Origin of the sequence: Maribacter vaceletii (assembly GCF_003634105.1) — a bacterium.
In the GTDB taxonomy this organism is placed as follows: Bacteria; Bacteroidota; Bacteroidia; order Flavobacteriales; family Flavobacteriaceae; genus Maribacter_B; species Maribacter_B vaceletii.
Map to the genome: position 1 here is coordinate 373,432 of NZ_RBIQ01000009.1, position 13,587 is coordinate 387,018.

The 13,587-nt window shown below is 32.1% G+C and carries 11 protein-coding genes; 3 read left to right on the forward strand and 8 right to left on the reverse strand.

Translation table 11 applies throughout. From position 1 onward, the window contains the following. Positions 1-49: 49 nt before the first annotated feature. Positions 50-673: a hypothetical protein gene (locus tag CLV91_RS12555; protein WP_121068481.1), complete on the reverse strand. Its 624-nt coding sequence runs from the start codon at positions 671-673 to the stop codon at positions 50-52. 138 nt (positions 674-811) lie between these two features. Further along, positions 812-1,738 carry a malate dehydrogenase gene (locus CLV91_RS12560; RefSeq protein WP_121068483.1) on the reverse strand — a complete coding sequence of 309 codons (927 nt, stop codon included), beginning with the start codon at positions 1,736-1,738 and terminating at the stop codon, positions 812-814. 249 nt (positions 1,739-1,987) lie between these two features. Here CLV91_RS12560 and CLV91_RS12565 point away from each other — a divergent pair, with 249 nt between their 5' ends. Next, entirely contained in the window at positions 1,988-2,368 is a 381-nt protein-coding gene (locus tag CLV91_RS12565) for a hypothetical protein (protein WP_121068625.1), read from the forward strand. A 59-nt stretch (positions 2,369-2,427) separates the two neighbouring features. Here the strand turns inward: CLV91_RS12565 and CLV91_RS12570 are convergent, their stop codons facing one another. The 3 genes from CLV91_RS12570 to asnB form a co-directional block, all read right to left on the reverse strand. Next, positions 2,428-3,432, reverse strand: coding sequence for a DUF6588 family protein (locus tag CLV91_RS12570; protein WP_121068485.1), 1,005 nt, complete (start codon positions 3,430-3,432; stop codon positions 2,428-2,430). 71 nt (positions 3,433-3,503) lie between these two features. Beyond that, a complete protein-coding gene (gene gyrB / locus CLV91_RS12575; protein WP_121068487.1) occupies positions 3,504-5,444 on the reverse strand; it encodes a DNA topoisomerase (ATP-hydrolyzing) subunit B in 1,941 nt (646 codons plus the stop codon). A gap of 416 nt (positions 5,445-5,860) precedes the next feature. Next, positions 5,861-7,525 carry an asparagine synthase B gene (asnB, locus tag CLV91_RS12580; protein WP_121068489.1) on the reverse strand — a complete coding sequence of 555 codons (1,665 nt, stop codon included), beginning with the start codon at positions 7,523-7,525 and terminating at the stop codon, positions 5,861-5,863. A gap of 244 nt (positions 7,526-7,769) precedes the next feature. On the opposite strand from asnB, the gene CLV91_RS12585 reads away from it, so the two are divergent. Next, positions 7,770-8,309, forward strand: a complete 540-nt coding sequence (locus CLV91_RS12585) for a DUF2911 domain-containing protein (protein WP_121068491.1) — start codon at positions 7,770-7,772, stop codon at positions 8,307-8,309. Between the two features lie 77 nt (positions 8,310-8,386). Here CLV91_RS12585 and CLV91_RS12590 read toward each other — a convergent pair whose 3' ends face one another. Continuing rightward, complete coding sequence (locus CLV91_RS12590; protein ID WP_121068493.1) at positions 8,387-8,803, reverse strand: hypothetical protein; 417 nt, start codon at positions 8,801-8,803, stop codon at positions 8,387-8,389. Between the two features lie 139 nt (positions 8,804-8,942). On the opposite strand from CLV91_RS12590, the gene CLV91_RS12595 reads away from it, so the two are divergent. Then, the gene (locus CLV91_RS12595) at positions 8,943-10,580 is read left to right on the forward strand and encodes an ABC-F family ATP-binding cassette domain-containing protein (protein WP_121068494.1); all 1,638 of its coding nucleotides are present in this window, start codon (positions 8,943-8,945) and stop codon (positions 10,578-10,580) included. On the opposite strand, the gene CLV91_RS12600 is transcribed toward CLV91_RS12595, so the two are convergent. Continuing rightward, positions 10,581-11,705, reverse strand: a complete 1,125-nt coding sequence (locus CLV91_RS12600) for an OmpA family protein (protein ID WP_121068496.1) — start codon at positions 11,703-11,705, stop codon at positions 10,581-10,583. A gap of 81 nt (positions 11,706-11,786) precedes the next feature. After that, positions 11,787-13,547 carry a TonB-dependent receptor gene (locus CLV91_RS12605; protein ID WP_121068498.1) on the reverse strand — a complete coding sequence of 587 codons (1,761 nt, stop codon included), beginning with the start codon at positions 13,545-13,547 and terminating at the stop codon, positions 11,787-11,789. Positions 13,548-13,587: the final 40 nt, after the last annotated feature.

Below are 13,587 nucleotides of genomic sequence, written 5' to 3' on the forward strand. Positions count from 1 at the left end.
TTTTATGTGAAGTAACTACAATCTTTAGTACTATTCTTTTTTAATGGAATTAACTGTTTCCATTTTCATAAGGCCCTGCCCTTACTTCTGGAATTATTTGTGAAGTGTTGTATTTTGCAATTGCAACGTTCTTATTATTTCTAAATGCTGCCTCTACAACAGCCAATTGTTTAAAAACAATTGTATTTTTAGAAGGTAAAACTACTAGTCTAGATAATTTATTTAAATCTTGCTTTACAATAAAAGCATACTTTCCATTTAAATTTTGACCTTCTTTAACCTGCTGATGAAGGTCTGAAATTATTAAATTATAACTTTCTGGAAGTTCATCTATTGGAAAATCTAGAGGAAAACTATTTGCATCTTCCTTATTTAATGTAAGTTGGTTTTCTTTTGTAAGAAATTCTTTTACACTATCTGCATCAATAGCACTATAATAACGTATACTTAATTGCGACTTGTCGTTTTCTACTATTTCAATAGTATCTACACCTAAGACCTGTAGCTTTTTAGTAATGGTAGCCAAAACCTCATCATGAACAGTTTCTGAAGCTAATTCTACATCTGTAAATTGTAATAAAATTTGCTGATTAGAAGCTTTTGTTTGCTCTTGACTTAGCCCAAATAGGGCTAGAATAATAATTAAAGTACTTACGCACCATTTTGCATTCATGCGGCAAATATAAAAAGAAAGATTATACTAGGTAGTATATTTTTTACAATATATGTTACTGCCCCCTATCTTGTTATAGAAAGAAAGCCTTTATAGCTAAACTATAAAGGCTTTCTTATGTGTTTATGAGTGTGTAAACTACAACTCTAAAAGGCCATTAGTTTTAGTAACACCAGCAGCACTTTCTTGCATTTTTGCTTTTTCTGCATCACTTAAAGGAACATCTACGATACGTTCAATACCGTTTTTTCCTAAAATTACAGGAACACCAATACAAATATCATTTAAACCATATTCTCCTTCTAAATATGTAGAACAAGGGAACATTTTCTTTTGGTCACATGCAATTGCTTGTACTAAACCAGAAACTGCTGCACCTGGAGCATACCAAGCACTTGTTCCTAAAAGTCCAGTTAATGTTGCACCACCTACTTTAGTATCTGCAGCAACTTTTTCCAATCTTTCATCAGATAAAAACTCAGAAACTTTAATACTATTTCTTGTAGCATGCGATGTTAAAGGAACCATTCCTTTATCACTATGACCACCAATTACCATTCCGTCTATATCAGAAATTGGAGCTTCCATAGCCTCTGCTAATCTATATTTAAAACGAGCGCTATCTAATGCGCCACCCATACCAATAATACGGTTTTTAGGTAGGTCTGTTGTTTTGTGTACTAAATAGGTCATAGTATCCATAGGATTACTAACAACTATTAATATTACATTTGGAGAATGCTCTATTAAACTAGAAGAAACTGTTTTTACAATTCCTGCATTAATACCTATTAACTCTTCACGAGTCATTCCTGGTTTTCTAGGAATCCCTGAAGTAATTACAGCAATATCACTACCTGCAGTTTTAGAATAATCATTAGTAACTCCAGTAATTTTTGTATCAAAACTGTTTAAAGAAGCGGTTTGCATTAAATCCATTGCTTTACCTTCTGCATAGCCTTCTTTAATATCTAATAAAACTACTTCAGATGCAAAATCTTTAATAGCAATGTACTCTGCACAACTTGCCCCAACGGCACCTGCTCCTACTACGGTAATTTTCATATACTTATATTTTTAAAATTTTCTTTTAACATACCAAAAGTACTGAATTATCCCTAAAAAGTAGGGAAGATATCCATCAAAATTTAACTTTTAAACCGATAAAATAAACGTATAATCTACCCTTTAACCCTAAAAAAAAGTCACTTAATCGATTATCTAACAATTTTAATGCAGTACGTCGAATTTTAGCAATACAATTTTCAATATTCTCGTTATAATATGGTAACCCCCAAATCTAATATCTACAAAATGAAAAAAGTATTTTCATTCTTAGCTATTATAGCTATAATCTTAGTAAGTAATTGTTCTCGAATTGAAGAAAACAACGACCCAGTGATTGGTATTTGGTCAAATGCAAATACATCATCAGACAATGAAACAAATAAGCAAACGACAAGTAAACAAGAGTGGATTTTTAACGATGCTTATTTAGGAAGGTACCATGATTTACAAAATGGCTCTATTACTATGAAAACAGATTTTAAATGGACTCAGAAAAATGGAGTTTATACGGTCTCTTATCCTGGTTTACCAGATAAGACTAATGATGTTTTTGTAATTGTAGATAAAAGTCCAGAAGGTGTTCTTTTACAAGATCAAAATGGTGGTTTAATTGCGCTGAGAGAATAAAAAAAACATAAAACGGTGATTAAAAAAGGAGCTTTTGTTTTAAAGCTCCTTTTTCATTTTTATCTAAATCCAAAATTAATTCCCATAGATAGGGTATTAAATTCTGCAAGCGTATAATCTGCATGTAATCTAAAAAAGCCAAGTTTTAATTTTGCTCCAACATTTCCGGTTACACCGCTTATTTTATTATTAATAGAAAAAGGGTCTGTTACACTACCAGCTAATAACCCCCCACTATAGGTTCCTAATACATCAATTTCTGATTTTCCGGTTACATACCCTAATCCACCATAAAAGTTAATTATTGGTAATTTAGTAGACACTATAGCTTGAAAAACCCAAGTATTCATTTTTGCATCTAACTTTTGGTCTTCTCCTGCTATTACTCCTTGATCTGTAAAATCATAAGAACCATTTAAATGAGTGTAACCAATTACTCCCGAAATAGCTATAGGCCAAATTTTTTCTGCTGGCAATAAACTAGTGAACTCATGTTGTAAACCAACACCATAAAAACCTAATTTAGCTTCATCTGTATTAATCTTTGGTAAAAATCTTGCTTTAATTTCTGTGCCTTTTATTAAACCTAAACTTACCTGCACAAAAGCTGAAGGCACAAAATTTATATTCTCTGATGACAATCCTGTTGGCAACTCAAAATCTTGACGATCTATATTACCCGCTAAAGGACCATCTACATATACACCAACCCCTTCTATATCTCCAAGAGCAGTAGCTACTGTTTTTACAATACTACCATCTTGAAATTGCAAATTTTCATAATCTGCAGTATTTAATTCAAATCCTTTTTTATCCTCTTTATTTTTAAAAGAAGCCATATTACCAATTATAGATATTTCAAAACCTCCAAGGGGTTTTGCTTTTCCTGAATTATACCAGCCATTAGACATACTATATAGTAAGCCTTCGGACATTGGAGTTACATATGCATTTGTAAATTTTTCTGCATCGTTTACCCCTGCTGCAAATAAATCGTTAGCATTAGATTGCGCCATTATTTGCAAACTAGATGCTAATGCTAATAAAAAAAGTATATTTTTCATGATTAAAATTTTCACCAAAACTAAAAAACTCGCCCTTTCGAGGCGAGTTTTTGTTGTGTAAATAGCTTTTTTTATACATCAATGTTAGCATAAACAGCATTTTTCTCAATAAATTCTCTTCTAGGAGGAACTTCATCTCCCATTAGCATAGAGAAAACTCTATCTGTCTCAGTTGCATTATCTATAGTAATTTGTCGTAATGTTCTAAATTCTGGGTTCATAGTTGTATCCCATAATTGCTCTGCATTCATTTCCCCAAGACCCTTATAACGTTGTATCCCTACACTACCGTTAAAACTTTCTGCAATTTCATCTCGTTCTTCATCAGTCCAAGCGTATCGTTTTTTAGCACCTTTTTTAACTAAATATAGTGGCGGCGTAGCAATATAAACATGACCTCCTTCTATTAATTCACGCATATAACGAAAAAAGAAAGTTAGTATTAACGTTTCAATATGACTACCATCTACATCGGCATCACACATGATAACTACTTTATGGTATCTTAATTTTGATAAGTTTAATGCCTTACTATCTTCTTCGGTACCAATAGTAACTCCTAAAGCAGTATATATATTTTTTATTTCTTCATTTTCAAAGACACGATGTGGCATTGCCTTTTCAACGTTTAATATTTTTCCACGCAATGGCAATATTGCTTGAAACATTCTATCTCTTCCTTGTTTAGCAGTACCACCTGCAGAATCTCCCTCTACTAAGAATACTTCACATTGTGCAGGATCCTGCTCTGAACAATCGGATAATTTTCCTGGCAAGCCTCCTATACTCATTACAGTTTTTCGCTGTACCATCTCACGAGCTTTTGTTGCTGCATGACGTGCCGTTGCCGCTAAAATTACCTTTTGAATAATGGTTTTAGCTTCGTCTGGATTTTCTTCTAAGTAATTGGTAAGCATTTCAGAAACTGCTTGACTTACTGCTGAAGAAACCTCACGGTTACCCAATTTTGTTTTTGTTTGCCCTTCAAACTGTGGTTCTGCTACTTTTACAGATACAATTGCAGTTAATCCTTCTCTAAAGTCATCCCCTTGAATTTCAAACTTTAATTTATCTAACATTCCAGAAGAATCTGCATATTTCTTTAGAGTACTTGTAAGCCCTCTTCTAAAACCAGATAAATGCGTACCTCCTTCATGTGTATTAATATTATTTACATAGGAATGAAGGTTCTCTGTATAAGATGTGTTATAAATCATTGCTACTTCTACAGGAATATTATTTTTTTCTCCTTCCATGGAGATAACATTCTGTATTAATGATTCTCTTGTACCATCTAAAAACTTAACAAATTCTTTAAGACCTTCTGTAGAATGAAAAGTTTCCGAAATAAATTCTCCTTTATCGTCCTTATTTCTTTTATCTGTTATTGTTATAGTTATTCCTTTATTTAAAAAGGCAAGTTCTCGCATTCTATTTGCAAGTGTCTCGTAATTATATTCTGTAGTTTGCGTAAAAATAGAATCATCTGGCTTAAAGGTTACTACGGTACCTCTATCCTCTGTTTCTCCAACTCTTTTTACTGGGTATTGGGCTTTTCCTCTTTTATATTCTTGCTCCCAAATAACACCCTCTCTGTATACTGTAGCTTTTAAATCATTAGATAATGCATTTACACAAGATACACCCACACCGTGTAAACCACCAGAAACTTTATAAGAATCCTTATCAAACTTACCTCCTGCTCCAATTTTGGTCATTACAACCTCTAAAGCAGACACTCCTTCTTTTTTATGTAAACCTACTGGTATACCTCTACCATTATCCTTTGTTGTAATAGAATTATCTTCATTTATTGTAACGCTAATTTCGTCACAATGCCCTCCCATAGCTTCATCAATGGAGTTATCTACCACTTCATATACTAAATGATGTAATCCTCTAACTCCAACATCTCCAATATACATGGATGGACGCATACGTACGTGCTCCATACCCTCTAGGGCCTGAATACTGTCTGCCGAATAATTATTCTTTTTTGCTTCTTCGCTCATATTAATTTTATTCCTAATTTAAACTTATTGCAATAGCAACTTAACAAAGATAAAATAAAGGATATGTCTTTTTTAAATGATTTTAAGCCAATATCAAATAGTTATCAACAATTTACCTGATTTTAACAAAAGCTCATAAAAAAGCCTTAAAAGTACCTTAAATCCATTTTAACAAAAAGAAAAAGAAAAACACAAAACAACTAAAATATCAAAAGTGCCTAAAAAACCTTTTAAATTAATTTCCCTTTTTTCTAAAAAAATAATTACTCGCGCAAAGAAACTATTAACCACTTACCCTAACAAAAGAAGCACCCAATTGGGCGCTTCTTAAGGACTAATTAAAATAAAAAAACTGAGACTATTCTCTCGAATAGACAAACAGAATTATTGTTAACGTATAATTCACTATTTAATTGTTAATACGCTTCGTCATGTACGTTAGCTATTGCTCTACCAGAAGGGTCGTTCATGTTCTTAAATGCCTCATCCCATTCTAAAGCTGTTGCTGTACTACATGCAACACTTGCTTCTTGTGGTACACTTAATGCCGCTGCATCACTTGGAAAGTGTCCTTCAAATATAGTTCTATAGTAATACTCTTCTTTATTTAATGGTGTGTTTATTGGAAAACGAAAAGCTGCATTTTCAATTTGCTCATCTGTAATTTCTTTTTCCACCAATTCTTTTAAGGTATCAATCCAACTATACCCAACACCATCACTAAATTGTTCTTTTTGTCTCCAGGCAACACTTTCAGGTATCATATCTTCAAATGCCTTACGAACTACCCATTTTTCCATACGTTCCCCATTAATCATTTTATCTTTTGGGTTTATACGCATAGCAACATCCATAAATTCTTTATCTAAAAATGGCACACGTCCTTCAATTCCCCAAGCAGCTAAACTCTTATTAGCTCTTAAACAATCATACATATGTAGCTTATCTAATTTACGTACGGTCTCTTCATGAAACTCTTGCGCATTTGGCGCTTTATGAAAGTACAAGTAACCTCCAAAAATTTCATCTGCCCCTTCGCCAGATAATACCATTTTTATACCCATAGACTTAATAACTCTTGCCATTAAGTACATTGGTGTAGAAGAACGAATGGTAGTAATATCATAGGTTTCTATGTTATAAATAACATCTTTAATAGCATCTAAACCTTCTTGTATGGTAAACTTAATTTCGTGGTGTACGGTACCAATATGGTCTGCAACTTTTTGTGCTGCTGCTAAATCTGGAGAACCTTCTAAGCCTACAGAAAAAGAGTGCAATTGTGGCCACCAAGCATCCTTAGTATCTCCAGACTCTACTCTCTTTTGTGCATATTTTTTAGCAACTGCAGATGTTACAGAAGAATCTAACCCTCCTGATAATAAAACACCGTAAGGAACATCAGACATTAATTGTCTATGTACTGCTGCTTCTAAAGCTTCTTTTACCTCCTTAATACTAGTTTCGTTTTCCTTAACTGCATCATACTCCATCCAATCTCTAGTATACCACTTCTTAAGTTCGCCGTCTTTACTATCTAAATAGTGTCCTGGAGGAAATAATTCAATTTTTGTACAAGTGCCTTCTAAAGCCTTTAACTCTGACGCTACATAAAAAGTACCGTTTTTATCCCATCCCATATATAAAGGGATAATTCCCATATGGTCTCTTGCAACAAAATAAGAATCCTTCTCTGTGTCGTAAATAGCAAATCCAAAAATACCATTTAACTCGTCAATAAAGCTTGCACCTTTTTCTTGGTATAAAGCTAATATTACTTCACAGTCAGACTCTGTTTGAAAATTATAAGTACCTTCAAATTGCTTTCTTAACTCTCTATGGTTATAAATTTCACCGTTAGCAGCTAATACTAATTTTTTATCTTCACTAAACAAAGGCTGAGTACCTGAAGCTGGATCTACAATAGCTAATCTTTCATGAGCTAAGATTGCTTTTTCATCTGCATATATTCCACTCCAATCTGGCCCTCTATGTCTAATCTTTTTAGACATTTCTAACAACTGAGGTCTTAAAACCTCCGTGCTTTCCTTTACATCAAACGCACATACAATTCCACACATATTATTATAATTATATCAATTCTTAAACAAAGATGCGCATTAACTTTCAATTAGAAAACACAAACAGCAATATTAATTTCACATTAAAACTTTAAATAACCATATAAATTAAAATATATCACTTATTAACTGCTTTATTCCTATAATCCCTACATTATGTAAGTTATAAAAACTTTAACGACTTTTTATGTATCATTACATCTAGAACTCACTAGATTTGACTTTACATTAAATAATCTTTATCATGAAAAACTTACTTGTACTTTTTACTTTAATGCTTTCATTAGCATTTACTACTAACACAAACGCCCAAAAATTTAACGACTTAGATAGAAGCCCTATGGATATGGCTACTTTTCCTAGTAGTTATAAAATTTCTGAAAAAATAGTGCGTGTAATTTATAGTCGCCCGCAATTAAAAGGACGTTCTATTTCACAACTAGCTCCTGCAGGAGAAATATGGCGTACTGGAGCAAATGAAGCTTCTGAAATTACTTTTTATAAAGACGTTAAAATAGCAGATAATGATATTAAAGCTGGAACTTATGCTTTATTTACAATTCCTGGAGAAAAAGAGTGGACTATTATTCTTAACAGTAAATTAAATCAATGGGGCGCTTACACTTACGAAAAAGCTGATGATGTATTGCGTGTTAATGTAAATGCATCTACCGCAAAAGAAACCCTAGATGCTTTTTCCATAAGCTTTCAAGAGAAAGAAGATGGTGCTGCATTAGTAATGGGTTGGGATACTACCAGAGTTACTGTACCTGTATCATTATAACATTACAATTAAATAAAGTATAAAAAAACCAAGGCAAATTTACCTTGGTTTTTTATACTTTTATTTTTTACATACTATCACTGTAATAAAACTTCTTTTACTCCTTCTACCTTAAAAGTTTTAGAAGCAGAACTACTTGTTCCAGAAATTTTATTATTAGCTGCAGAAAGAGAAAAGAAAACCTTCTCTTTATTTATAACTATTTCAAAAGAAATTTCATTATTATTTACTACTATGTTTTCTGCGTAAAGAGAACCAGCCTCTGCATTAAGCTTTACTACAAACTCTCCTTTAACTTTAGCAATAATTAATTGTCCTTCTGCATAAGATTTTGCTGCACCTTTTACTGCAAACATCCATGCACCTTCTAAAGCATTTTCCTCATTAACATGCAAAGCAATACATTCTACAACTTCGCTATTCTTAATTGGTGATGCCACTATTGCAGTAAACCCGCTTAAAAAAGCAACGAACACAAATATTATCTTTTTCATTTTTCTAATTTATATTACACAAAATAATAACGCTAATAAGTCCTATTAATTATAAAAAATCTATTTAATATATCAGTCGTATTAATCTTCTATAAAATGCCATAGTTTTTGTTAGTTTTGCTGTCTTAAAAAATTAACCATGATTTCAGTAGATAATGTAGCCGTAGAATTTAGTGGAGAAACCTTATTTAGCGACGTTTCTTTTGTTATAAATGAACAAGATAAAATTGCCCTTATGGGTAAAAATGGTGCTGGAAAATCTACTCTAATGAAAATTATAGCAGGTATACAAAACCCAACAAAAGGTAACATTCGTTTCCCTAAAGATGCCGTAATTGCATACTTACCACAACATTTACTTACCGAAGATAATTGTACTGTTTTAGAAGAAGCATCTAAAGCTTTTGGTCATATTTTTGACATGCGTGATGAAATTGAAGAAATAAATAAAGCTTTAGAAACCCGCACAGATTATGAGTCTAACGAATACATGAAACTTATACAAAAAGTGTCTGATTTAGGCGAAAAATACTATGCCTTAGAAGATATTAATTACGAAGCCGAAGTAGAAAAAGCTTTAGCCGGACTGGGTTTTAAACGGCATGATTTTCATAGACCAACAAGTGAGTTTAGTGGTGGTTGGCGTATGCGTATTGAGTTAGTAAAAATACTATTACAAAAGCCAGATTTAATACTTTTAGATGAGCCTACTAACCACGTAGATATAGAATCTGTTCTATGGCTAGAAGATTTTTTACTTAACAAAGCAAAAGCTGTAGTTGTAATATCTCATGACCGTGCTTTTATAGATAATATTACAAACCGTACTGTAGAAATAACTATGGGTAAAATTTATGATTACAAAGCAAACTACTCGCACTACCTACAACTAAGAGAAGAACGCAGAAGCCACCAAATTAAAGCCTACCAAGAACAACAAAAATTTATTGCAGACAACCAAGCTTTTATAGACCGTTTTAAAGGCACCTACTCTAAAACTAATCAAGTTTCTTCTAGAGAACGCATGCTAGAAAAACTACAAATTATAGAGATTGATGAAGTAGACAATAGCTCCTTAAGGCTTCGTTTTCCTCCTGCACCACGTTCTGGAGATTACCCAGTTACCGCAATAGACCTTTCTAAAAATTATGACGATCATATAGTTTTTAAAAATGCTAATCTAAGTATTGCTAGAGGAGAAAAAGTTTCTTTTGTAGGTAGAAATGGAGAAGGAAAATCTACCATGATTAAAGCCATTATGGGGCAAATAGATTTTGAAGGCAGCTGTACTTTAGGGCACAATGCAAAGGTTGGATATTTTGCTCAAAATCAAGCATCTTTACTAGATCCAGACCTTACCGTTTTCCAAACTGTGGATGAAGTTGCTAAGGGCGATATAAGAAACCAAATAAAAAATGTACTTGGCAGATTTATGTTTAGTGGCGATGCAATTGATAAAAAAGTTAGTGTATTATCTGGAGGAGAAAAAACCAGATTAGCTATGGTAAAACTTTTATTAGAACCTGTAAATGTTCTAATATTAGATGAACCTACAAACCATTTAGATTTAAAATCTAAAGATGTTTTAAAAGATGCTTTATTAGAGTTTGACGGAACTTTAATATTAGTTTCTCACGATCGTGATTTTCTACAAGGCTTATCTAAAAAAGTGTTTGAGTTTAAAGAAAAAAGAGTCATAGAACATTTTGAAACTATTGATGCTTTCTTAATTAGAAATAGAATTGAAAGTATAAAAGAAATGGATTTAAGTAAATAACTAATCGTCTTCAAATAAGGTTTCTGCGTAATTGTTCCTGCTTTTTGGTATAAATCTTTTTTCAGACAAAATAAACTCTGCTCTTCTATTCTTTTGTTTGTCAACTAAAGACTTATTAGCTACTGCAGGTTTTTTTTCTCCATGACCATACCATTTTATACGGCTCTGTTTTACACCTAAAGCTATTAAATAATTTGCAACAGATTTTGCTCTTTTGTTAGACAAACTTTTATTATAGGATAAATTACCATCATTATCTGTGTGCGCATGTATAGAAATAAACATTTCAGGATTTTTCTTAAGATGCTTGTAAAGTGATTTTAAATCGGTTTTTGAAACTACATCTAATCCATAATCATCTACAGGAAAATGAACTTTTTTAAATGCATATACCCTATCTACTTTTAAATTTTCATAGGAACTAGTTTCTATTGGTAGTACAGAAACCATGTCTATATAATAATATGAAGCATTTTTTGACCCATTCGCTTGCAAGGTTTTTGTGTCTCTATTATCCTTAAAATTTCCAATTATTAAAAAATTTTCAGTACCACAAGCTGTTATTTCTGTATAAACTTCTGTCCAACCTTTTTTATCTTTAAAAAAAGAAGGCTCTTTTATTTCTGCATAATTAAAGCTGTTATTTTTTTTACTTTTCACAGAAGGTCTTTTAATAACCTTAGTACTCTTTACATTTATTTCCTTGGCAGATAACAAAACTCCAATATCTCCAATTGCATAATTAGATTTTTCAGAAAGGCTTACATAAAAACTTACACCATAACGTTTTCCTTTCTCTAGAGTCTTAGTTAACTTTCCTTGTATGTATTCTCTATAATTATTAGGTGCTAAAAAATATGCTCCAGCATAAGCAGAACCAAAAGCAGCAGTTTGGCTACCATTAAAATTATTTGGCACGCCCATTTTAGAGCTACAGGTATTAAAATAATCTGAAGTTCCTTCTGTAGCCTTACTCCAACTTCCAACGTCTTCTGCTACATTACCATACTCATCTGGACAAACACTAAATTTCTCGAAACTAGGGTTTGTAATTAAATTTTGAGCATTAACAGTATAAAGCTGTAATCCTACAAAGACTATTAAAAGTTGAAAAACATTTTGCATAAAAATTTTGTAAGTTTTTACCTACATTATTAATAAACGTTATCTAGAACAAAATAGTATTTACTTTTAATTTTGAAATAATTAAAAATCAAATTTATAGGTTGCTCCACCTAACACTTGTATTCCTTGTACTGGATAGTTTGCCCAGTTTTGATAATCTGAATTGGTTAAATTAGCTCCTTTTATAAAAAAAGACCACTGGTCTGTGTACCTATAACCTACTTGCAGATTAACATCAAAATAACTCTCTAAGTTAATTAAAGTTGCTGGATAATCACTCTGTGGTATATTTTGTACTACTCTAGAAGAATAATCTTCGCGCTCTCCTACATAAAATAAATTGGCTCTAGCAAACCATTTTTTTCCTATTTGGTAATCTATAAACAACGAAGCTTTTGTTGTTGGTAAATTCCATGCAGGGTTTTCTGTTTCTGTAGAATAATCCAAAAATTCAGCATTGACACCTAATGTAAAATTTCTATTTACATCTACATTTAATTCTGCAAAGAACCCAAGTGTTTTTATATCATCATAAAAAACTTCAAAAGAATTACCGTAGTAATATCCTTTTTCATCATCCCTAAAATCATTTTCAGGATTTAATTTAAATAAAGGACTCTTGTTTTCTGCGCTATAAAATGCTTTTACATTATAGCTTAAGTTAGGTAATAATTGTCCTTTTAAACCCAAATATGCATTGTACTGCTTATCTGTTGGCGCAATAGTAATTGTTGGAGAAATGTATGGATTTTCTTCCACAAAGTCATAATAGGAGTTTTGCTTTAACTCTCCTACTATCCCTCCATAGGCAATTGCATTTTCTCCCAACAAACGATAGGATGCAGTTACTGCTGGGTATATATAAAAATTACTATCACTAGTATCTGCATCAGTATTAACACCATAAACTAAGTTTACTCCTAAACGCAGAGATAAATCATCACGTAACATGGTTAAACTTGGATTAATACTTGCTTGCATATTTCGGTATTCTACACCTTCCAAATTAGTTGCACTGTTTACATCACTATTCTTAAAATTACCATTAACATAATCTACATTAAAACCAATATCTACAGTTTCATCATTTATAGGAAAAGAAGCTCCTGCGTTAAAAACCACTCTATTTTCTCCAGATTTAACAGCATCCCAAAACCTTCTATAGGCAATATCTGCATTTGTAAAAATTGCATCTTCTACATTTATATGTGCTTCCACTTCACCCATATAATAATTTTGACGCTCGTCTATAGAATCTATAATAGCGGGATCTGTAACTGTAGGAGGTAATCCATACCAATTATAAAGTTGGTGTTGTAAGGCTACATCTGCTCCCCAATCCATATCTCTATCTCTTTTAGAATAAGAAGCATCTAATTTAGAGTCCGAAAATATATTACTTAAAACTACACCATCTAAATCTCCTCTAGACGAAATATGATTAAGACCTATATCTAATCTCTCATCTCTATTCAAAGCTCTACTAGTATAAAAATCTGCTGTAGCATTACCGTAATTACCAACACCAACAGATGCATAGGAATTATACAACACTGGAGGTGGAAGCTTTTCTACTTTAGATGCTTTTCCTTTTGCAGGTGTAAAAGTAGAAGCTACAGGAACTGAAAAAATACTATAGTTTATAGGTTTTTTCTGCAACTCTATAGAGTCATTTATACTTGGTGATGATTTAATTTTAAAAGCATCAGAAACCGTTGGGGAATAAGCTTTAGTTACGGTAACAGTTTCTGTTCCTAAATCATCCTCTTCTGTTTCTTGTGCTATTCCTATCTGAATACACCCAAAAAATGTAATAAGTGTAAATTTTATGTATGTGCGCATATATGGTTCTTTTTTCCCAAAAAACGGGATACTATTAAAA